Here is a 20,742-nt window from a genome sequence, read left to right on the forward strand (position 1 = left end):
GCGGCGGGCGGGGGGCCCGGTCCATTCGCCCCTCAGCCGTCCAGCGAGGCCACGTACGGCGCCAGTTTCTCCGGGTTGAGGATCCACAGGAGGCGGTCGATGCCGTCCGCGGAGGCGTCGATCGACAGCAGCGCCTTCGCCGTCCCCTCGGACGAGACGAGCACGGCCGGACGCCCGTTGGCCTCGACCCACCGCACCTCGGCGTCGGGCCAGAAGCGCGGGGCGAAGGCCACCAGGACCTTCGACACGTGGGTCCGCCCGACGATCGGGATGCGTGCCGCGTTGCGGATGCCGCCGCCGTCGGAGTAGTGCACGACGTCGGCGGTGAGGACCTGTTCCAGGGCCGCCAGGTCGCCCGTCCGTGCCGCGGCCAGGAACACCTCGAGCAGCCGCCGGTGCTCCGCCGGGCTCACCCGCTCCCGGCGTTCGGCGGCCAGGTGCCTGCGCGCCCGGCTCACCAGCTGGCGGGCGTTGGCCTCGCTGGTCCGAAGGATCTCCGCGACCTGCCGGTGCGGGTAGTCGAAGGCCTCCCGGAGCACGTACGCGGCCCGCTCGACCGGGTTCAGCTTCTCCAGCAGGAAGAGCACCGCCAGCTCGACGGCCTCGGCGCGCTCCGCGCCCACCTGCGGGTCCGCCCGGGTGTCGAGCGGTTCGGGCAGCCACGGACCGATGTAGGTCTCCCGCCGCGCCTGGGCGGAAGTGGCCCGGTTGATGGCGAGCCGGGTGGTGACGGTGGTCAGGAACGCCGCCGGTTCGCGGACGCCCGTACGGTCGGTGTTCTGCCAGCGCACCCAGGCGTCCTGGAGGATGTCCTCCGCCTCGGTCGAGCTGCCGAGCATGCGGTAGGCGATGCCGAACAACCGCGGCCGCGCCGCGAGGAACTGCCGGGTCGCCCGGTCCAGGGAGTCGGGCTCGGCCTCGGTCTGCATGCTCGTCCCTTCCGGCGGCGGGGGCGCCCATGCTATCGCCGCCCCCGCCGGTACACGCGTGGGAGCCGCCCCCGGACCCGGGGCGGCTCCCACGCGCGTGAGTGCTTGCTCAGCCGAACTGGCCGGGCTGGTAGCCGCCGGCCGGCTGCTGGTTGATCACGTTGATGCGGTTGTAGGCGTTGATGACGGCGATGAGCGAGATCAGCGCCACCAGCTGCTCCTCGTCGTAGTGCTTCGCCGCATTGGCCCAGGCGTCGTCGGTGACGCCCCCGGAGGCGTCGGCGAGACGCGTGCCCTGCTCCGCCAGCTCCAGCGCGGCCCGCTCCGCCTCGGTGAACACCGTGGCCTCGCGCCAGGCGGCCACCAGGTTGAGCCGCACCGAGGTCTCCCCGGCGGCAGCGGCGTCCTTGGTGTGCATGTCGGTGCAGAACCCGCACCCGTTGATCTGGCTGGCGCGGATCTTCACCAGCTCCTGGGTGGTGGCCGGCAGCCCGGCGTCCGAGGCCGCCTTCCCCGCCGAGTTGATGTGCTTCAGCACCTTGCCGCCGAGCGCACTGCCGAAGTAGTCGAGCCGCGATTCCATGGTGAACTCCTGGTCGAGTAGCCGGTTACGCAACTCTGACCGGACAGCCCCGCGGGATGTGACACGGACGGGAGAAGAAATCCGAATGGGTGCCGTGGGCGGGCGGGGCCCGGACGCTCCACCTACGTTCGGTGACGAGCGCGTCACCCCGCGCTGCGGGCCTTCTCGGCCCGCCGCGGGCGCAGGACGCGGCTCCGGACCGGTTGCCGGTCCGTTCCCCATCCCGCCCGCGCGGGGGAGTCGCCCCCGCGCCGGCCCGGCGGAAGGTTCATGGAAGTGGCGATATCCCTTGCCCGGCGCGTCACGGTGGTGGCGGCGTGTACGGCGTCCCTGGTCCTCACGGGTGGAACGGCGGCGTGGAGCGCGCCCGCCGCCACCGTCGTCGCGGCCCCGCACGGCGGCCCGGCCCCGCGCGGCGGTGACACCGAGGACCGTGCGCCGATGCCCGCGGACCCGATGGCCTACGAACTCGGCCGGACGCTCGCGTCACTGGACGCCCGGAACCTCGAGACGACGTTCCTCGCCCAGATCGTCGCCCAGTACCGGACCGTCGTCGACATGGCGGAGCTCGAGGTCGAGCGCGGCGCCGACACCGCCGTCCGCGACCGGGCGAAGGCCATGGTCACCGACCAGGAGCAGCGGGCGGAGCAGTGCGAGAAGTGGCTGCACGACTGGTACGGCATGACGACGGAACAGGCCATGGAGAAGGCCCCGGCCGATGCCCGCAAGGCGATGACCGCCCTGCGGCAGGGCATGACGCGGATGACGGACGACCTGCGCAAGGTCGACAAGGGCGAGAAGTTCGACACCGAGTTCGCGCGCCGGATGGTCTCCCTGCACTCCGCCGCCGCCGTCGAGTACTCCGGACCGCAGGTGCGCGCCACGCACCCGGAGCTGCGCGCGGCGGCGGCCTCCGGCATGAACTCCCAGCTCGCCGGGGTCGCCGAGCTGATCGGCTGGCTGACCGGCCAGGTCGCCGACGCCCAGGACATGGGGACACTGCCCACCACGCCGCAGACGCCCGAGATGCCCCAGGGCGCGGCGCACGCCGGTGCCGGCGGCACCCAGGGGCCGGCCGCCCCGCTCGCGGCGGCCGCCGGGGGCGCGCTGCTCGCGGTGGGCGGCGGCTTCGCGGTGACGCTGCTGCGCCGCAGGCGCGCGACCGTACGGCAGCAGGGCTGAGCCCGGCCGCGCTCCGGCCGCTCCCGACCGGAAGGGAGCCGCCGGAGCGCGGTGCCCCGTACGCCGTGCTCAACGAACCGTGCTCAACGAACCGTGCTCAACAAATCGAGACACATGCAAAAGTCTGTACAAGCTCAAAGCAACAAATCTTGACGAGAACGATCGCCGCGCGTACGTTCCGCAACGGCCGCAGGCGCGTGAATTCGGCCTGCACGCCCACCCGTTGGAAGCTCCGCCCCCACCTTCCGCCGAGGAGTGCGCCGTGCACGGAACGAGACCTATTGTCATGCTCAGAACCAGAGTGCGGGGGCGGCTGCTGTCCCTCCTCGCCGTCCTCGGACTCGCCCTGGGCGCCCTGGTCGCCCTCCCCGGGACGGCCCAGGCCGCCGGTTCGCTGCCGTGCGACCTCTACGGCGACGCCGGCACCCCCTGCGTCGCCGCGCACAGCACCGTGCGCGCCCTGTTCTCCTCCTACGACGGCCCTCTGTACCGGGTCACCCGCGTCTCGGACGGCGCCGCCACCGACATCGGGCTGCTGGCACCGGGCGGTTACGCGGACGCCGGGCGCCAGGACACCTTCTGCGGCGGCACCAGCTGCCGTATCACCAGGATCTACGACCAGACCTCGCGCCACAACGACCTCAACCCCGGCCCCGCGGGCACCGCCGGCATGGGCGCGGACCGCGGCGCCGACGCGAGCGAACTCGCCGTCACCGCCGGCGGCCACAAGGTGTACGGCATCTTCACCTCGCCCGGCGTCGGCTACCGCTCCACCGGCGCCGCCTCCGGCGTCGCCGTCGACGGACAGCCCGAGGGCGTCTACATGGTGGCCAGCGGCACCCACGTCGGCTCCGCCTGCTGCTTCGACTACGGCAACGCCGAGAGCACCCCGGCCGACACGGGCAACGGCCACATGGACGCCGTGTCCATCGCCACCACCTGCTACTTCGCCCCCTGCACCGGCTCCGGGCCGTGGGTCGAGGCCGACCTGGAGAACGGCATGTTCCAGGGCGACAACGGCTCCAACACCGCCAACCGCGGCAACAACAGCACGTACGTCACGGCCGTGCTGAAGAACAACGGGCAGACCCGGTACGCGCTCAAGGGCGGCAACTCGCAGACCGGCGGGCTGACCACCTGGTGGGACGGCGCACTGCCCACCCGGGGCGGCTACCAGCCCATGCACCAGGAGGGCGGCATCATCCTGGGCACCGGCGGCGACAACAGCAACTGGAACATGGGCACGTTCTTCGAGGGCGCGATGGTCTCGGGCTACCCGACCGACGCCGTCGAGAACGCGGTCCAGGCGAACATCGTCTCCGTCGGCTACTCCGGCCAGACCAACGTGCCCAACGGCCCCCAGGGCACGATCACCGGCCCCGGCGGCAAGTGCGTCGACGTGGCCGCCGACGACACCGGGGTCAACGGCGCCGCCGTGCAGCTGTGGGACTGCCAGTCCTATGCGGAGGACCAGCACTGGACCCACAACCCCGACGGCTCCCTCTCCACGCTCGGCCGGTGCCTGGACATCGAGAACAACGGCACGGCGAACGGCGCGAAGCTGGAGCTGTGGGACTGCAACGGGGTGGGCGGCCAGAAGTGGGTGCGGCAGGCGGACGGTTCGCTGCGCAACCCGCAGTCCGGGCGCTGCCTGGACTCGCCCAGCGGTGCCACCGGCAACGGCACCCGGCTGCAGATCTACGACTGCAACGGCTCGGCCGCGCAGAAGTTCTCGGTCAACGCCGGTTCGCCGGTGGCCGGTCCGGGCAGCAAGTGCGTGGACGTCGCCGCCGACGACACCGGGGTGAACGGCACCGCCGTACAGCTCTGGGACTGCCAGACCTGGGCCGTCGACCAGCACTGGTACCACGCCTCCGACACCTCGCTGCGCACTCTGGGCCGGTGTCTGGACATCGAGAACAACGGCACGGCCAACGGTGCCAAGGTCGAGTTGTGGGACTGCAACGGGGTGGGCGGCCAGAAGTGGGTGCAGCAGGCGGACGGTTCGCTGCTGAACCCGCAGTCCGGGCGGTGCCTGGACTCGCCCAGCGGCGCCACGGCCAACGGCACGCGGCTGCAGATCTACGACTGCAACGGCTCGGCCGCGCAGAAGTTCGCACTGGGCTGACGGTCGCGGTCCGAGCCGGGGGTACGGCGCCGTCCGGGCGTCGTACCCCCGGTGTGCACATCCCCGGCGGGCGTGCCGCGCTCAGTCGCCGGACCCCGCGCGCACCGCGCGGCCGACCTTCGCGCGCAGGGCGACGAACGCGTCGGAGCCGCGGGTGGCGATCTGGTCGCGCTCGTCGGGGAGTTCGACCGGGAGGTCGAGGACGACGTGGGCGGCGGGGCCGGGGGAGAGGACGACCACCCGGTCGCCGACGTAGACGCTCTCGTCGATGTCGTGGGTGACCAGGACCGTCGTCGTGCCGTCGGCGCGGTGCACCTGAAGGAGCAGATCCTCCAGATCCTCCCGGGTCTGCGCGTCCAGCGAGCCGAAGGGCTCGTCCAGGAGCAGCAGGGCCGGACGGCACACCAACGCCCGGGCCAGCGCCACGCGTTGCTGCATACCGCCGGAGAGCTGCCAGGGGTGGCGCCGGGCGGTGCCGGACAGGCCGACCCGTTCCAGCATCCGCGTGGCCTCGGCGCGCCGCTCGGCGCGGCGCAGGCCGCGGCGGCGCAGCGGCAGGGCGACGTTGTCCAGGACCGTCAGCCAGGGCAGCAGCGAGCGGCCGTAGTCCTGGAAGACGACCGCCAGCCGGTCGGGGACCCCGGTGACCGGCTCCCCGTCGAGACTGATCGTGCCCTCCGTCGCGGGCAGCAGCCCGGCGAGGGTGCGCAGCAGCGTGGACTTGCCGCAGCCCGACGGGCCCACCACGCACAGGAGTTGCCCGTCGGGCACGGTGAGGGTGAGGTCACGCAGCACATGGTGGTCGCCGTAGCGCCGGCCGAGGGAGTCGAGACGCAGCATGCCGGGTTCTCACCCGGCCCAGGGGTCGGTGTAGAGCGCCTCGCCGGTGTCGGCGACCCGTAGGTGCAGCAGGCGCGGGCCGCCCTCGTCACCCGTCCCGCGAGCGCCGCCCCCGTCGTCCGCCGCGAGCACCCGGTCCAGGGCGGCCGGCAGGTCGGCGGGGTGCTCCGCGTACTCCGCCGGGCAGCCGAAGGCCGCGGCCAGGGCCGGGAAGTCGACGCCCCCGATCTCCGTACCGGGCACCGGGGCGATGCCGATACGGCGGCCCAGGCCGCGCACGGCCGCGTAACCGCCGTTGTCCAGGACGACGTAGCTGACGGGCGCCCGGTGGCGGGCGGCGGTCCACAGCGCCTGGACCGAGTAGAGCGCGGACCCGTCGCCGAGTACGCACACCACCCGCCGCCGGTCCGCCAGCGCGCGGCCCACGGCGAGCGGCAGCCCCCAGCCGAGGGCCCCGCTGCCGGTGGTGAGAAATCCTCCGGGGGCCTCGACGGGCACGCGCGCGTGGAGCGCGTCCCGGTGACTGGGCGTCTCCTCGACGAGGACCCGGTCCCGGGGCAGCCGGACGCGCAGCGCGTCGAAGACGTACTCCGCGGTGAGCGCGTCCCCCGGCGTGGCGGGGCCGGGCACCGGGCGGGGCGGGGGCGGTTCCCGGTCGGCGGGTTCCAGCAGCGTGGTGAGGTGGGTCAGGGCCGGCCTGAGCGTGGTGACGAGGCTGGTGCCGGTCGGCAGCCAGGCCGCCTGCGCCGGATCGCAGTCCAGGTGGAACAGCTCGGTCCCCGGCCGCAGCGGCGGGCCGTCCCCGGCCACGTGGTACGTGAACACCGGCGCCCCGAGCGCGACCACCACGTCGTACCCGGCGAGGCGGTCCGCCAGTCGACCGGGGACCGGCGGCAGGAACCCCTGGAAGAGCGGGTGCCGTTCGGGGAAGCCGGAGCGGCCGGAGAGTGGGCTGATCCACACCGCCGCCCGGGTCCGCTCGGCCAGCGCGACGGCCTCGGGCAGCGCCCCCTCGTCGTCCACGCCCGGACCGACGACCAGCGCGGGGCGGGCGCACCCGGCGAGGCGGGCGGCCAGCGCGGACAGCGCGTCCGGGTCCGCGGTGAAGCCGCTGTGCACCGTGCGCGGGAGGACGGGTTCCGCGGGCCGGTCCCAGTCGTCCTCGGGGACGGAGACGAACACCGGCCCGCGCGGCGGCGTCATCGCGATGCGGTGGGCCTCGGCCAGCGCGGCGGGCACGTCGGCGGCCCGCTCGGGCTGACGGGAGAACTTGACGTACGGGCGCGGGAAGCGGGCCGGTTCGTCCGCGCCCAGGAACGGCCGGAGTCGGAGCAGGGAGCGCGACTGCTGGCCCGCGACGATCACCAGTGGGACGCGGTCGCGGTAGGCGTTGAACACGGCGCCGAGCGCGTGTCCGACGCCACCGGCCGAGTGCAGGCTGACGAAGGCGGCGCGCCCGGTGCCCAGGGCGTGGCCCGCGGCCATGGCGACCGCCGTGGACTCCTGGAGCCCCAGCACGTAGGCGAAGTCCTCGGGCCAGTAGCGGAACATGCGCAGTTCCGTCGAGCCGGGGTTGCCGAAGACGGTCGTCATGCCGGTGTCGCGCAGGAAGCCCGTGACGGCCTCCCGCACGGTGCTTCCCTCCGGCGTGCCCTCATCGCGCCCGTCCGAGATGTTCATACGCCTCTTCCCCCGTTCCTCTCCCTGCCGCCGAGGAGCCGTCCCTCCGCCGCCAGCAGGCCGGTGTTGAGCAGGTGACCGAGCACGCCGAGCAGGAGCAGCACCGCCCACACGGTGAGCAGGTCCGAGCGCGACTGTGCGTCGGTGAGGGCGAAGCCGATGCCGTTCGCGGTGCCCGGCAGCAGCTCCGAGAAGACCATGAGGATGAGGCAGAGCGACAGGCTCAGCCGCAGCCCCGCGAAGATCCGCGGCAGCGCGGAGGGCAGCAGCAGGAACCACAGCCGCTCCAGCGGCGTCAGCCGCAGCACCGCGGCCACGTCGAGCCGCAGCGGGTCCGTGGCGCGCGCGCCCTCCGCCGTGTTGACCAGCACCGGCCAGAGGGCGCTGAACGCGATCGACGCGAGCTGCATCGGCGTACCGAAGTCGAACACGACGACGAACACGGGCACCAGGGCCGGGGGCGGGACCGCCCGCGCGAACTGCAGCACCGGGTCGCACAGCGCGTAGACCCGCGGTGAGCGGCCGACCGCCATGCCGAGCGCGATCCCCGCGACGGCCGCCAGCAGGAACCCGGCGGCCAGCCGGCCGAGGCTCGGGAGGACGTCGTCGACGGCGGCGCGGGTCAGGAACACGTGCCGGACGGGACCGGAGAACCACAGGTCGTAGGCGTGCCGGACGATACGCACCGGCGGCGGGAAGTAGACGCTGCGGTGGGCCGCGGTGACCGCCTGCCAGACGGCCGCGGCGAGGACGGGCACCCCCAGCCGGAGCAGGAGACCGCGCGCCCCGCCCCCGCCGCTCACGCGTCCGCCGCCCGGCGGTGGTCCGGCGTCCACGGGAACAGCCGGCGCTCCGCCCACACCAGGACGCCGTTGAGGACGAGGCCCAGCGCGCCCGCCCAGACGACCCCGGCCAGGACGTCACGGGTGCCGTCGGTGGCGAGCTGGGCCTGGGCGATGAAGATGCCGAGTCCCTGCCCGAACCCGGACAGCAACTCCGTCGCCACCGCCAGGATGAGCGCGACCGCCGCCGAGATGCGCACCCCCGCCGCGACGAACGGCGCCGTCCCGGGCAGCTCCACGCGCAGCAGCACCGCGAACCGCCCGAAGCCGAAGGCGCGCAGGGTGTCCTTGGCGAGCGGGTCCGCCTCGGCGAGGCCGTACACCGTGTTGAACAGGATCGGCCACAGGCACGCGTAGGTGATCAGCGCGACCTCGGTACGGGTGCCCGTGCCCAGCAGCAGGGAGACGAGCGGGATCAGCGCCACGGACGGCAGTGGGCGCAGGAACTCCACCAGGGTCCGCACGGCGGCGCCGACCAGCGGCAGGCTGCCCAGCAGCAGCCCCAGCGGGACGGCGATCGCGCAGGCCAGGCCGAGCCCGTACGCCCAGGCCCGCAGCGTGGCACCGACGCCGTCCAGGAAGACGGGGTCGCCCGCCAGCCGGACGGCCCGCGCCACGACCTCCGAGGCCGGCGGGAGGTAGGCGCGGCCCACGATCCCGACGCGGCCCAGCACCTCGCAGACCCCGAAGGCGAGCAGCACACCGAGCAGACCGAGTCCGTACCGCCGGGCCCGGCTCATGCCGAGTCCGTACCGCCGGGCCCGGCTCACTTGACCAGCAGGGTCGCCGGGTCGAGCGGCTTCTTCAGCAGGCCCTGCTTCGACATCAGCGCGGTGAGCCGGCGCAGTTGCGCGGGATCGGTGGCGGTGGCGTAGGCGGGCAGTGCCATGGACCCGGCCTGGGCCGCGGTGACCTTGGTGTACTTGGGCAGTTCGGCGCGTACGGCGTCGGGGTCCTCGGCGGCGATCCTCGAGGCGGCGCGGATCGCCCGCTGGAACGCGGCGGCGGCCTTGGCGTGCCCGTCGGCGTACTTCTTGGTGGAGACGTAGCCGCTGATGGGCAGCGAGGAGACGGGCGCCGTCCCGCCGTCGATCAGCACGCGCGCCTTGACCTGTTCCTGGATGGCGCTGTCGAAGGGCTCGACCGCGTGCACGGCGTCGACCTGATGCCGTTGCAGCGCGGGACCCATCTGCGGGAAGGCGATCTGCCGGTAGACGGGGTGGCCGAGGCCCTGCTTGTCGAGGATGGCGTCGAGGGTCAGCGACTGGATGTTGTTGAGGATGTTGACCGCGACCTTCCTGCCCTTCAGATCGGCGGCGCTCTTGATGTCCGAGTCCTCCGGCACCAGGACGTCCATCATGTGCGGCGCCACCCGCACGCCCTCGCTGACGATGCGCAGATCGAGGGTGCCCTTCTCGTCGGCCTGGAGGAAGGTGACGTAGTTGGCGCCGGCGATCACGTCGACCTGGCCGTTCTTCAGCGCGGGCAGGGCCTGGATGCTCTGCTGCACCGGCTGGATGGTGACGTCCAGCCCTTCCTTGCCGAACAGCCCGCGGTCGCGGGCGAGATACAGCGCGGCGGCGTCGGTGAGAGGCAGTGCGGCCACGGTGATCTTCTCCTGGCCGCCGGACGACTTCGACTCGCCGCCCCCGCCGTCGTCGCCGCAGGCCGCGAGGGACAGCGCGAGTACCACTGTCGCCGCCGCCAGTTTCCCCCTGGATCCCCGTAAGTGACGTGACGTCATGGACAGCATGCCTACCAGACACGTGTCATGAACACCATCAATCGGGTGGAGCGGAACGTCAGTCCCGGGAAAAGGTCGGGCAAAGAGGCGGCGCCCCCGGCCGCTCAGTGGACCGAGAACCCGCCGTCGACGAAGAGCGACTGCCCGGTGACGTAGGCGGAGGAGGGGCCGGCGAGGAAGACGGCCGCGCCCGCGAAGTCCTCGGCCAGACCGTTGCGTCCGGTCATCGTGCGTGCGGCGAGCGCCTCGACCTTCTCCGGGTCGGACGACAGCCGCGCGTTCAGCGGGGTCATTACGAAGCCCGGCACGAGCGTGTTGCACGTGACGCCGTACCGCGACCACGCCTCGGCCTGCGAGCGGGCCAGCGACTCCAGCGCCCCCTTGGAGACCCCGTAGGCACCACTCTGCACGAACGCCCGGTGCGCCTGCTGCGAGGTGACGTGGATGATCCGCCCGAAGCCGCGCTCGGCCATGCCCGGCCCGAACCGCTGCCCGAGCAGGAAGGGCGCCTCCAGGTTCACCGCCATGGTGGTGTCCCACACCTCCGTGTCCAGCTCGCTCATCGGGGGCCGCAGGTTCACCCCCGCGCAGTTGACGAGGATGTCCGGCTCACCGAAGATCCCGGCGGCCTCCTCGGCGGCCGTGCGCACCCCGGCGCGCTCACCCAGATCGGCGCTCACCCAGGCCGCCCGGCAGCCGTCGGCCGCCAGCTCCTCCACGGTGCCGGCCAGCTTCGCCCCGTCCCGCGCCACGACCACCACCCGGGCCCCCGCCCGCGCCAGCGCCCCGGCGATCGCGCGCCCGATGCCGGAGCTCCCGCCGGTCACCACGGCGACCCGGTCGTCCAGCGCGAACATGGCGGAGAGGTGGTCCCTGGAGCTCATGGACGCAGCCTAATCGGGCACGGCTGTGTGCACGCCCGGCGGTGGCTGTGGGGAAAGTGACCCGGGAGTGTCGGAGAGGCTTCAACTCGGGATATTTGAGGGGTAGTTGAGAGTCGTACTCGGAGTAACAAGATCAAATTGTCATATGAACCCATCGCAGAATGCCCTTGAGCGGGCACGGCTGGACTATGAGAACCACCTCGGGGCGTGCCGGCAGTGCGCTCAGGACCGGGTGCCGTGCGCCGCGGCGAAACACCTGCGGCGGCTGTACAACAACCTCAGCAGAGCGGCCAACACCGAACGGGCCCGCCACCGCCCCTGAAGGGCGACGGCGGGCCCGTTGCGTTCCTCGGTGGCCGGGCGTCAGGTTCTCAGTGGCCGAGCGTCGCGCGCAGCGAGGGCTGCAGCAGGTCGGCGTGGGCCCGGACCATGTCGTCGCACAGGTCCCAGATGCGCTCCACGGGCAGCGTGGCCGCGGTCGCCGGGTCGGTCATGGCGGCCTGGCGGATCGAGCGCGGGTCGTCCTCCAGGGCGGCCCGCACGACCAGGTCGTTCATGCTCAAGTACGTACGGTTCAGCGCGGCGCACTGGGCGGGCAGCGCCCCCACCCGCGTCGGCTGGACACCCCCGCCGTCCACCAGGCAGGGCACCTCGACGGTCCCGGAGGCGGGCAGGTTGTCGATCAGCCCCCGGTTCGGGACGTTGCCGTACACCGTGCGCGGGGTGCCCGTGGTGATGCTGTGGATGATCTGCGGGGCGTACTCCATGGTGCCCTCGACGGTGAGCGGTTCGCCCTTGGCCAGGGCGTCGCGGGTCTGCTCGTAGGCGGCCACGTTCTCGTCCACGATGTCCAGGTACGCGCCGACCGGCAGCCGCAGCCGCTCGATCTCGCTGTCGTGGTGCAGATACCAGGGCACGTACTCCGAGGAGTGCTCGCTGGTCTCGGTCGGGTAGTAACCGAGCCGCCGGTACATGTCCACCCGTACCCGGCGCCGCAGCTGGGGGTCCTCGGCGATCAGCGCGTCGAGGCGCGGGTACAGGTCCGCGCCCTGGTGCTCCAGGCGCAGCAGCCACGCCTGGTGGTTGACGCCGGCCGCCCGGTAGGTGACCTCCTCGTGGGGGACGCCGAGCAGGTCGGACAGGTCGCGGACGGTCCAGTACACCGAGTGGCACAGGCCCACGACACGTGTCATCCCGGTGGCCTGGGCGAGGTACTGGATGTTCATCGTCATCGGGTTGGTGTAGTTGAGCAGCCAGGCGTCGGGGCACACCTCGGCGATGTCCTCGGCGAGCGACTTCAGCAGCGGGAAGGTGCGCAGCGCGCGGAAGATGCCGCCGATGCCGAGGGTGTCGCCGATGGTCTGACGCAGCCCGTAGCGGGCCGGGATCTCGAAGTCGGTGCGGGTGGACTCCCGCATGCCGACCTGGACGATGTTGATGACGAAGTCCGCGTCGGAGAGCGCCGCGCGCCGCTCGGCGTGGGCGGTGATCCGCGGCCGGGGGCCGTCGCCGTCCCGGCCGGTGCGCTCGTCCGCGATGAACTGGGCGGCGCCGCGCGCGGTGTCGAGCCGTTCGGGGTCGATGTCGTGCAGGGCGATGTGCGCGCCGCGCAGTTCGGGGAAGGCCAGCAGGTCGGCCAGGAGCCCCTGGGTGAACACGACGCTGCCCGCGCCGATGAACGCGATCTTGGGGGTGGTGAGGGACATCAGAGTTCTTCTCCGTAGCGGGCGCCGCCGGAGCGGGCCCCGTTCTGGGTGGTCCCGGCGGCGGGATCGATGCCGCCGGAGAAGGGCAGGTCACAGAGGTGCGGCGGGCCGGGGAGCCGTCGCTCGCGCGGGCTCATCCCTTCAGGCCGCTGGAGGTGATGGACTGGATGAAGGTCTTCTGCGCGGCGAGGAAGGCGAGCAGCACCGGAAGCACGGTGAGCACGTTGCCCGCCATGACCGCGGACCAGTGGGTGTGGTGCTGCCCCTGGAAGGTCGTCAGGCCGAGCTGCAACGTGTACTGGGTGTCGTGGTTGATGGCGATGAGCGGCCAGGTGAGGTCGTTCCAGGTGGTGAGGAACGTCAGCACCGCCACCGTGCTCAGGGCCGGACGGGACAGCGGCAGCACGATCCGGAAGAGCACCCGCAGCCGTGAGCAGCCGTCGAGCCAGGCCGCCTCCTCCAGCTCCCTGGGCAGGGACAGGAAGAACTGCCGCAGCAGGAACACGGCGAACGGCGTCACCAGCGAGGGCACGATCAGCGCGCCCAGGGTGTCGATCAGGCCCAGCCGCTTCATCACCAGGAAGGTGGGGATCATCGTGAGCTGGAACGGGATCGCCATGGTGGCCAGCATCAGCCCGAGCAGCAGCCGGGAGCCCGCGAACCGCATCCGGGCGAACGCGTAGCCGCCCAGCGAGCCGAGGAGCAGGTTGGACACCACCGCGGTCACCGACACGATCAGCGAGTTGGCGAACCAGCGCGGGAACATCGCGTTGCCGATGACGTACCGGTAGCCGTCCAGATGGATGCCCGAGGGCCACAGGGCGGGCGGGAAGCGGTTGATCTCCGCGTCGCTCATCACGGAGCTGAGCGCCAGCCAGATCAGCGGCACGGCGAACAGCAGGCACAGCGGCGCGAGGAGCAGGTGCCAGGCGCTGAACGGCAGCCGACGGCGGCGCCGGCCGGGGCCGCCGTCGGCCCCGGCCACCCGCGGGGCGGGTGGGGAGGAGGAAAGGGAGGGGGCGGAGGACGTGGCCGTCATCGGGTGGCTCCTTCGATGCCGCGGCCGGTGCGTGCCCGCAGCGCCCGGACCAGCCGGGGCAGCACGCCGAGGACGATCAGGGCGAGCGCCAGGGTGTAGGCGGCCGCGGCGCCGTAACCGGCGGTGAAGTTCTTGAAGGCCTGCTCCCAGATGAAGTAGACGATGACCGAGGTGGAGCCCAGCGGCCCGCCCTTCGTCGTCACGTACACCAGGTCGAAGACCTGCAAGGCGTTGATGGTCTGCCACAGCAGCAGGAAGACCAGGACCGGGGTGATCGCGGGGAGGGTGACATGGCGCAGCAGATGGCGGCGCCCGGCACCGTCGAGGCGGGCCGCCTCGACCAGCGAGGCCGGCACGTCCTGGAGGGCGGCCAGGAGCACCACCACGCAGAAGCCGGTGCCGCTCCACAGCGAGATCGCGATGAGCGCGTACAGCGCCTGCCCGGGGTCGGTCAGGAAGCCCTGGGGCGAGATGCCGAACGTGTGCAGCACGGAGTTGGCCGCACCGAACTCCGGGTCGAGGATGAAGGAGAACAGCACGCCCTGCGCGGTGGCCGAGACCACGAACGGCACGAAGACGAGCGTGCGGTACAGACCCACAAGGCGGATCCGCCGGTTCAGCGCGAGGGCGAGGAACAGGCCCAGGCCGATGGAGAGCGGCACGTACAGCACCGTGTAGAGCAGGGTGCTGCGGACCGCCTCGGCGAAGTGCGGGTCCTGCGCGAGTGCGCGGTAGTTGTCCAGGCCGACCCAGCGGCTGGGGGTCACCAGGTCGTCGGCCTGGAACGACAGCAGCAGCGACCAGATCACCGGGACGACGCTCAGCCCGAGGATGACCAGGACCGAGGGCGAGATGTACGCCCAGGCGGTGGCGGACTCCCGGCGCCGGCGGCGCCGTACCGCGCCGGATTCGGCGGGTGCGGCGGTGTGCGGGGCGTCCGGGTCCGTGCGGTTTCCCTGCTCCTTGCCGTGGTCCGCGAGGGTGAGGGGAGTGGGTAGACGGGGCATGGTGGTCCTCTCAACGCGGGATGAGCAGGGCGGCGTTGGCTTCGTCCGCGCAGGAGCGCAGCGCCTGGGCCGGGGAGCTGCGGCCGAGGAGTACGGCGACGATCGCCTGGCCGAGCGCCTGGGAGATCTGCGGGTAGGCCGCGTGCACCGGGCGGGCCCGGGCCGAGTCGAGGGCCGAGGTGAACACGTGCAGTCCCTCGACCTTCTTCTCGCGGGCCTGCCAGGCGGGCAGCGCCTCGGTGGAGCGGGTCAGCGGGAGGCTGCCGGCGTTGATGTCCCACCGCACGTCCTGCGCGGGCTCGGAGAGCCAGGTGACGAACGTGCGGGCCGCCTCGACCCGGGCCGGGCCGTTGTCGAAGACGGTCCAGGTGTCGGGTCCCGAGATGGTCACCGGCTTGCCGCTGTACGTGGGCAGCGGCACCACGTGGTAGTCGATCTTCGCCTGGCGGATGTCGGGCAGCTGCCACGGTCCGGTGGGCACCATGCCCATCCGGCCGGAGGCGAAGACCTGGTACATCTGCTCGCTGCCGGGCTTGGGGTCGATGTAGACGCTGTTGTCGCGGGCGAGCGCGGCGACCGTCTCCAGGGCCCTGACCCCGGTGTCGGCGAAGCCGATGTGCTTGCCGTCCTCGGCGACGACGTCACCGCCCAGGTCCCAGATCATCGGCCACAGCCGCCACACGGTGTCCTCGTCGCCGACGCCGGGCCAGCCGGTGCCGAAGACACCGCGGCCCTTGTCGGTGAGCTTGCGGGCGGTCTCCACGAAGTCGTCCCAGCTCCAGCCCGCCTCGGGCAGCTCCAGTCCGGCGTCGCGGAACAGCTTCTTGTTGCACACCACGGCGAGCGCGTCGAGCAGCGCGGGCGCGGCCCGTATCTGTCCGTTGAGGGTGACGGCCGCCCGGGCCGGGGCCCAGAAGCTCTTCCACGGCACGGGGCCGTCGTGGAAGGTGTCGGTGAGGTCCACCACCGAGGGGCTGCGGGCGACGCTCGCCAGGTCGGAGCCGAAGATGTAGGCCACGTCGGGGAAGGAGCCGGCGGCGAGGGCCGCGGTGATCTTCTGGAGCATGGCGTCGGACAGCACCCCGCCGCCGGGGTCGACCCGGATTTTGGGGTGGGTGCGGTTGAACTCCGCCACCAGCTTCTCGATCGCGGCCCGCCCGGTGTCCGACTGCCCGTGCCACAGCTCGACGGTGACCCGGCCGTCGGCGCCGACCCCGTCGTCCGTGCCCGACCCGCAGCCGGCCAGGGCGGCGCCGGCGGCGGTGCCGAGCGCGAGGTGGCCGCCCCGGCGCAGGAGTGTACGGCGGGACGGGCCGGCGTGACTGCCGGACGGACGGTGTGGTGCGGCCATGGGCGCTCCCGGGGAGGTGCGGAACGGGTGGATGCCACGGGCGTCGTACGGGCGTCGGACGGGTGTCACGGACGCCGGGGGACGGGCGGGACATCGCGGGAAGGAGATACCGGCACGGCGGCGGTGTGGGGGTACTGCGCGGTGCGGGGCGAGAAGTCGTGAGGTGGGGCGGGGTGGGGCGGAGCGAGAGGTGGTGCGTCGGGGGTGCCGGGCCGGCGCACCGCGATCGGCGGAGCACGGTGCGCCGGACCGGGGCGGCGGTACGCCGTTGCGGGCGCCCGCCGCGGGACGGGTCCGTCAGCAGGTCTCGCGGACGTAGCCGTCGCTGCCGGGGGCGGAGACGTCCACGTCGCGCAGGACGATGCTCAGCCGGTCGCCGAACTGGGAGCACGCCTTCTTGAGGTTGGCCTTCGCGTACTCGATGACGACGACGTGGTCGTCGTACGCGTCGGCGTAGTCACCGCACTCGTTCCATTCCGCGCACTCCTCGGCGACGGCGAAGTCCGTGCCCATCTCCTTGTGCGCGGAGGCGAGCTCGGCGGTGTTCTTCTGCCCGATCGCCAGCCCCTTGTCGTGCGCGTGGGTGGAGAGCAGCTTGATGAACGCCTTGGCGTTGGACTCGCTGAGCAGGTTCGTGCGGTCGAAGGTGTCCAGGTTGTCCGGCTCGACGGCGTCGAAGCCCTTGTCGGCGCAGGAGTCGATCCAGGAGTCGACGCGGTCGGCGATCCGCTGCCGCTTGTCGGCGGTGCGGATGTCGAGCATCGCCTCGCCCCAGTCCTCGTCGTACACCACCTTGCCGCTGCCGTCCCGCAGCAGCAGGTCGCCCCACTCGTCCTCGGTCCCCGGCTGGGCCTGGAACGCGTTGACGTAGCAGATGTTGTACAGGCCCTTCGCCGGGGAGGCGGTGTGGTCGCGGGAGACCACCTTCACCCCGGCGGGCGGGGTGTAGGGCTCGCCGATCTGGTAGTCGAAGTTCGCGTGCACCGGGGGCAGGGTGACGGACGCGGTGGTGGAGGCGTCCGCCGTGGTGCACGCGAGCAGCGGACACAGGGCGGCCGCGGCGGCCGCCCCGACCAGGGCGCGCCTGCGGGACCGTGGGTGAGAGGTGTGGGGCATCTCTGCGCTCCAGAGGATGGGGGGTACGTCCCCGCCTCGGACCCCGGCTCCGCGCGGAAGTCCTGGCGACTCAGTCCGGACTTACGGCGCGGGGCCGTGCTACCGGCTGGGCGTACCTCTGACGCCGGGTGCTCGACCCAGGGCGTTGCATGGAGTAAAGCGAGCAGCTTTCGCCATGTCAACAGATCGAACATGCGCACTTTGCGCACATGGTCATGGCGGTGCGCACTTCGCGACGGGTGCCCGGGCCGGTGCGATCCGTGGTCGTACCAGGAAGAAAGGTGGATGTCCGGGCGGCGCGGGGCGGTCTATGCTTCCTCGCATGCTGAAGACCGAGCGTCATGCGCGCATACTTGAGCATGTTTCCGCGCGTGGGGCCATGGATGTCACCGAGCTGTCCCGGCTGCTCAAGGTCTCGGGAGCCACCATCCGGCGCGATCTGCAACAGCTCAGCCGGCAGAACCTGCTGCGCCGGACGCACGGGGGAGCGGTACTGGGCGGCGCGGCGCTGCGCGGTGCCGGACCCGAGCTCCCGGTCCCGCACCGCAGCGGGCACCGCCGCGCCGAGAAGCAGGCCATCGCGCGGGCCGCGGCCGAACTGGTCCCGGAGGGCGCGGTCGTCGGGATGACCGGCGGCACCACCGTCACCGAGATCGCGCGGGTACTGGCCGCGCGCGGCCGGGTCACCATCGTCACCAACGCGGTCAACATCGCCGCCGAGATGGTGCCGCACAAGGGCGTCACGCTGGTCGTCGTGGGCGGCTCCGCCCGGACCGAGAGCTACGAACTCGTCGGCCCCATCGCGGAGAAGACGCTCGCCGACCACCACACCGACGTCACCTTCCTCGGCGTGGACGGCATCGGCGCGGCCCATGGCTGCACGACCCACGACCAGTTGGAGGCGGCGACCGACAGGGCGTTCCTCGCCAGCAGCGACCGTACGGTCGTGGTGGCGGACCACTCGAAGATCGGCCGGGTCACCTTCGCCAAGATCTGCCCGCTGCGCGACATCGACCGCCTCGTCACCGACGCCGCCGCGCCCGCGGCCGTCCTGGCGGACATCGGCGACGCGGGCGTGGCGGTGACGGTGGTGTGAGGGTGGGGGCGAGGCGGCGTCAGGCGCGCTGCCCCGTGGGGTCCGGGTCGCTCTCGGGCCGGGCCGGGGCGGGGGCGTCGGAGGTCCGCTGCCGGGGCAGTTCGACGACGGCCGCGGCCGGGGCGGCGGCGGTCAGGGAGGTGTCGGCCCCCGCCGGGGCATCGACGTCGGCCGCCGCGGACTCCTCGGCGAGGCGTTCCATCCCGCTCGTGGTCTTCAGCGGCTTCTCCTTGAGGAAGACGACGGTGACGAGCGCGAGCAGGGCGCACGGCGTGGCGAACAGGAACAGATCGGCCGTGGCCACCCCGTAGGCGTGCTCGACGACGGAGCGCAGGGGGGCCGGCAGGGTGTGCATGTCCGGCACACTGCCGCCCGTGCTCCCGCCCGTCGGGGTGATGCCCGCCTCGCGCAGCCCCTTGGCCGTCTCGGCGGCCACCCGGTGGGCGAGGATCGCGCCGAGGACACTGGTGCCGATGGTGCCGCCCATGCTGCGGAAGAACGACAACACGGAGGTCGCCGCGCCGAGTTCGGCCGCGGGCACGTCGTTCTGGGCGGCCAGCACCAGGTTCTGCATCAGCATGCCGACACCGATGCCGAGCACCGCCATGAACAGGCTGAGCAGGGCGAACGAGGTGTCCGCGCCGATGGTCGAGAGCAGCCCCAGACCGACGGTCATGGTGACGGCGCCCGCCACCAGGTACCGCTTCCACTTCCCGGTCCGGCTGATCACCTGACCGGCCACCGTGGACGACACCAGCAGACCGAGGATCATCGGCAGGCTCATCAGCCCCGCCACCGTGGGCGACTTGCCGAGCGAGACCTGGAAGTACTGCGAGAGGAACACGGTGCCGCCGAACATGGCGACACCCACCAAAAGGCTGGCCACGGTGGTCAGCGCGACCGTGCGGTTGCGGAAGATGTCCAGCGGGATGACGGGCTCGGCGGTGCGGGACTCCACGAACACCGCGGCGGCCAGCAGGACGACACCGCCGCCGGTGAGCGCGGCGGTCTGCCAGGACGCCCAGTCGAACTGGTTGCCCGCGAGCGACACCCAGATCAGCAGCGCGCACACGCCCGCCACGATCAGGAACGCGCCCAGGAAGTCGATTCTCACCTCGCGCTTGGCCGTGGGCAGGTGCAGGGTGCGCTGGAGCAGCGCGATGGCCAGCAGCGCGAACGGCACGCCGATGAAGAAGCACCAGCGCCAGCCCAGCCACGAGGTGTCCACCAGGACACCGCCCACCAGCGGCCCGGCCACCGTGCCGACCGCGAAGACGGCACCGAAGATGCCCGCGTACTTGCCCAGCCGGCGCGGCGGGATGACGGAGGCCATGACCACCTGGGCCAGCGCCGTCAGACCGCCCGCGCCGATGCCCTGGACGACCCGGCTGAAGATGAGCAGTCCCACGCCGTGCGAGAAGCCCGCGAGCAGCGAGCCGAGGACGAACATGCTCAGCGACAGTTGCAACAGCAGCTTCTTGTTGTAGAGGTCCGACAACTTGCCCCACAGGGGCACGGTCGCGGTCATCGCCAGCAGCTCCGCCGTGACGACCCAGGTGTAGGAGGACTGGCTCGCGCCCAGGTCCGCGATGATGGTGGGCAGGGCGTTGGACACCACGGTCCCCGCCAGGATGGCGACGAACATGCCCGCCATCAGGCCGGACATGGCCTGGAGTATCTGGCGGTTCGTCATGGAGGCCGGGGACGCCTGATCGGGCGCCGGTGGTGCGGTCACGGTTTCTCTTTCGACAGGGATGGGCGGGGTCGGCGGGTGCCGACGGCGATCACGGGGTGAACTCGGAAGGGGGCGGCGGGGGAGGGCCGACCGCGCGCCGCCGCCGGGGGTTACCGCTGCGGCGCCGGGAGGCCCGCCGCGAGCAGCGTGAACACCTGCTGGAACACCTCGGCGAACGAGGCCCCGTCGCGGCGGGAGCACCAGTGCTCCACGCCGACCCGGACCGCCGTGTGCGCGAGGGCCGCCAGCAGTCGCGGGTACAGCTCCAGGGCCGCACGCCGCGCCTCGTCGGTGGGCGAGCCGTCGGTCGAGGCGGCGGGCGAACCGGTGGCGGCGGAGCCGATCCGTGCGGCCACCGCCTCCGCCAGCGCCGTCTCGTCGGCCATGTGGGCCCCGAGGCTGCGCACCAGCAGATGCGGTGCGGAACGCAGGACCTCGGCGTGCAGCCACCACAGCTCGTGCTCCTGCTCGGCCTCCGCCAGCTCGGCCGCCAGCGCGTCGCGCAGCGCCTCCAGCGGGGAGAGCGCGGCGGGCGCCGCGAGCAGCGCGGCGCACACACGCGTGCTCGCCTCGGTGTCGATGACCACGAACGCGTCGTCGCGCGAGTCGAAGTAGTTGAAGAACGTCCGCACGGAGACGCCGGCCGCCGCGCTGATCGCCTCGACGGTCACCTTGTCCACACCGTGCTCGGCGGCGAGACGGATCGCGGCCTCGGCCAGCGCGGCACGGGTGGCCCGCTTCTTCCGCTCCCGCAGTCCGCCCTCGGCGGCGCCCTTCTCCGACATACTTGCATGATATGCAAAAGTGCAGACTCTGCAAAATCCCCCGGCGGGAAAGGTCCGCGCCGGTGAGGCCGGTAGAGATGCCGGTATTGACGCCC

Annotated in this window: 20 protein-coding genes; 4 read left to right on the plus strand and 16 right to left on the minus strand. The window is 72.5% G+C overall.

Annotation, left to right across the window (positions count from 1 at the left end):
* Positions 1-32 precede the first annotated feature (32 nt).
* Together OIE12_RS31685 and OIE12_RS31690 are read right to left on the minus strand one after the other, a co-directional pair.
* Entirely contained in the window at positions 33-929 is an 897-nt protein-coding gene (locus OIE12_RS31685; RefSeq protein WP_329141360.1) for an RNA polymerase sigma-70 factor, read from the minus strand.
* A 109-nt stretch (positions 930-1,038) separates the two neighbouring features.
* A complete protein-coding gene (locus tag OIE12_RS31690; RefSeq protein WP_329141362.1) occupies positions 1,039-1,512 on the minus strand; it encodes a carboxymuconolactone decarboxylase family protein in 474 nt (157 codons plus the stop codon).
* A gap of 276 nt (positions 1,513-1,788) precedes the next feature.
* On the opposite strand from OIE12_RS31690, the gene OIE12_RS31695 reads away from it, so the two are divergent.
* The gene (locus OIE12_RS31695) at positions 1,789-2,694 is read left to right on the plus strand and encodes a DUF305 domain-containing protein (RefSeq protein WP_329141364.1); all 906 of its coding nucleotides are present in this window, start codon (positions 1,789-1,791) and stop codon (positions 2,692-2,694) included.
* A gap of 286 nt (positions 2,695-2,980) precedes the next feature.
* The gene (locus OIE12_RS31700; protein WP_329141366.1) at positions 2,981-4,822 is read left to right on the plus strand and encodes an arabinofuranosidase catalytic domain-containing protein; all 1,842 of its coding nucleotides are present in this window, start codon (positions 2,981-2,983) and stop codon (positions 4,820-4,822) included.
* A gap of 81 nt (positions 4,823-4,903) precedes the next feature.
* Here OIE12_RS31700 and OIE12_RS31705 read toward each other — a convergent pair whose 3' ends face one another.
* From OIE12_RS31705 to OIE12_RS31730, 6 genes are all read right to left on the minus strand, one after another.
* Positions 4,904-5,662: an ABC transporter ATP-binding protein gene (locus OIE12_RS31705; RefSeq protein ID WP_329141368.1), complete on the minus strand. Its 759-nt coding sequence runs from the start codon at positions 5,660-5,662 to the stop codon at positions 4,904-4,906.
* 9 nt (positions 5,663-5,671) lie between these two features.
* Positions 5,672-7,342 carry a benzoylformate decarboxylase gene (gene mdlC, locus OIE12_RS31710; RefSeq protein WP_329141370.1) on the minus strand — a complete coding sequence of 557 codons (1,671 nt, stop codon included), beginning with the start codon at positions 7,340-7,342 and terminating at the stop codon, positions 5,672-5,674.
* Positions 7,339-8,178 carry an ABC transporter permease gene (locus tag OIE12_RS31715; protein WP_329141372.1) on the minus strand — a complete coding sequence of 280 codons (840 nt, stop codon included), beginning with the start codon at positions 8,176-8,178 and terminating at the stop codon, positions 7,339-7,341. Before OIE12_RS31715 ends, mdlC begins: the two co-directional genes overlap by 4 nt.
* Positions 8,142-8,924, minus strand: coding sequence for an ABC transporter permease (locus OIE12_RS31720; protein ID WP_329141374.1), 783 nt, complete (start codon positions 8,922-8,924; stop codon positions 8,142-8,144). Before OIE12_RS31720 ends, OIE12_RS31715 begins: the two co-directional genes overlap by 37 nt.
* 26 nt (positions 8,925-8,950) lie before the next feature.
* The gene (locus OIE12_RS31725; RefSeq protein ID WP_329141376.1) at positions 8,951-9,877 is read right to left on the minus strand and encodes an ABC transporter substrate-binding protein; all 927 of its coding nucleotides are present in this window, start codon (positions 9,875-9,877) and stop codon (positions 8,951-8,953) included.
* A 155-nt stretch (positions 9,878-10,032) separates the two neighbouring features.
* Positions 10,033-10,812: an SDR family NAD(P)-dependent oxidoreductase gene (locus tag OIE12_RS31730; protein ID WP_329141378.1), complete on the minus strand. Its 780-nt coding sequence runs from the start codon at positions 10,810-10,812 to the stop codon at positions 10,033-10,035.
* 145 nt (positions 10,813-10,957) lie between these two features.
* Between OIE12_RS31730 and OIE12_RS31735 the strand changes: the two genes are divergently transcribed.
* Positions 10,958-11,134, plus strand: a complete 177-nt coding sequence (locus tag OIE12_RS31735; protein ID WP_329141380.1) for a hypothetical protein — start codon at positions 10,958-10,960, stop codon at positions 11,132-11,134.
* 49 nt (positions 11,135-11,183) lie between these two features.
* Here the strand turns inward: OIE12_RS31735 and OIE12_RS31740 are convergent, their stop codons facing one another.
* The 6 genes from OIE12_RS31740 to OIE12_RS31765 all read right to left on the minus strand — a co-directional run bounded on the left by OIE12_RS31740 (position 11,184) and on the right by OIE12_RS31765 (position 17,031).
* Entirely contained in the window at positions 11,184-12,518 is a 1,335-nt protein-coding gene (locus OIE12_RS31740; protein WP_329141382.1) for an alpha-glucosidase/alpha-galactosidase, read from the minus strand.
* On the minus strand, positions 12,518-12,655 hold the full coding sequence (locus OIE12_RS31745; protein WP_329141384.1) for a hypothetical protein: 138 nt from the start codon (positions 12,653-12,655) through the stop codon (positions 12,518-12,520). Before OIE12_RS31745 ends, OIE12_RS31740 begins: the two co-directional genes overlap by 1 nt.
* Positions 12,652-13,557, minus strand: coding sequence for a carbohydrate ABC transporter permease (locus OIE12_RS31750; RefSeq protein ID WP_329141386.1), 906 nt, complete (start codon positions 13,555-13,557; stop codon positions 12,652-12,654). Before OIE12_RS31750 ends, OIE12_RS31745 begins: the two co-directional genes overlap by 4 nt.
* Positions 13,554-14,564: a carbohydrate ABC transporter permease gene (locus OIE12_RS31755; protein ID WP_329141388.1), complete on the minus strand. Its 1,011-nt coding sequence runs from the start codon at positions 14,562-14,564 to the stop codon at positions 13,554-13,556. The genes OIE12_RS31750 and OIE12_RS31755 overlap by 4 nt, the downstream gene beginning before the upstream one ends.
* Positions 14,565-14,574: 10 nt before the next feature.
* Positions 14,575-15,915: an ABC transporter substrate-binding protein gene (locus OIE12_RS31760; RefSeq protein ID WP_329141390.1), complete on the minus strand. Its 1,341-nt coding sequence runs from the start codon at positions 15,913-15,915 to the stop codon at positions 14,575-14,577.
* A 297-nt stretch (positions 15,916-16,212) separates the two neighbouring features.
* A complete protein-coding gene (locus OIE12_RS31765; RefSeq protein ID WP_329141392.1) occupies positions 16,213-17,031 on the minus strand; it encodes an endo alpha-1,4 polygalactosaminidase in 819 nt (272 codons plus the stop codon).
* Positions 17,032-17,353: 322 nt separating this feature from the next.
* Between OIE12_RS31765 and OIE12_RS31770 the strand changes: the two genes are divergently transcribed.
* On the plus strand, positions 17,354-18,127 hold the full coding sequence (locus tag OIE12_RS31770) for a DeoR/GlpR family DNA-binding transcription regulator (protein WP_033225193.1): 774 nt from the start codon (positions 17,354-17,356) through the stop codon (positions 18,125-18,127).
* A 19-nt stretch (positions 18,128-18,146) separates the two neighbouring features.
* Here OIE12_RS31770 and OIE12_RS31775 read toward each other — a convergent pair whose 3' ends face one another.
* Both OIE12_RS31775 and OIE12_RS31780 read right to left on the minus strand, forming a co-directional pair.
* Positions 18,147-19,820 carry an MDR family MFS transporter gene (locus OIE12_RS31775; protein WP_329142344.1) on the minus strand — a complete coding sequence of 558 codons (1,674 nt, stop codon included), beginning with the start codon at positions 19,818-19,820 and terminating at the stop codon, positions 18,147-18,149.
* Positions 19,821-19,972: 152 nt separating this feature from the next.
* Entirely contained in the window at positions 19,973-20,647 is a 675-nt protein-coding gene (locus OIE12_RS31780; protein WP_329141396.1) for a TetR/AcrR family transcriptional regulator, read from the minus strand.
* Positions 20,648-20,742 lie beyond the last annotated feature (95 nt).

The sequence above is a fragment of the Streptomyces sp. NBC_00670 genome, from assembly GCF_036226765.1.
In the GTDB taxonomy this organism is placed as follows: domain Bacteria; phylum Actinomycetota; class Actinomycetes; order Streptomycetales; family Streptomycetaceae; genus Streptomyces.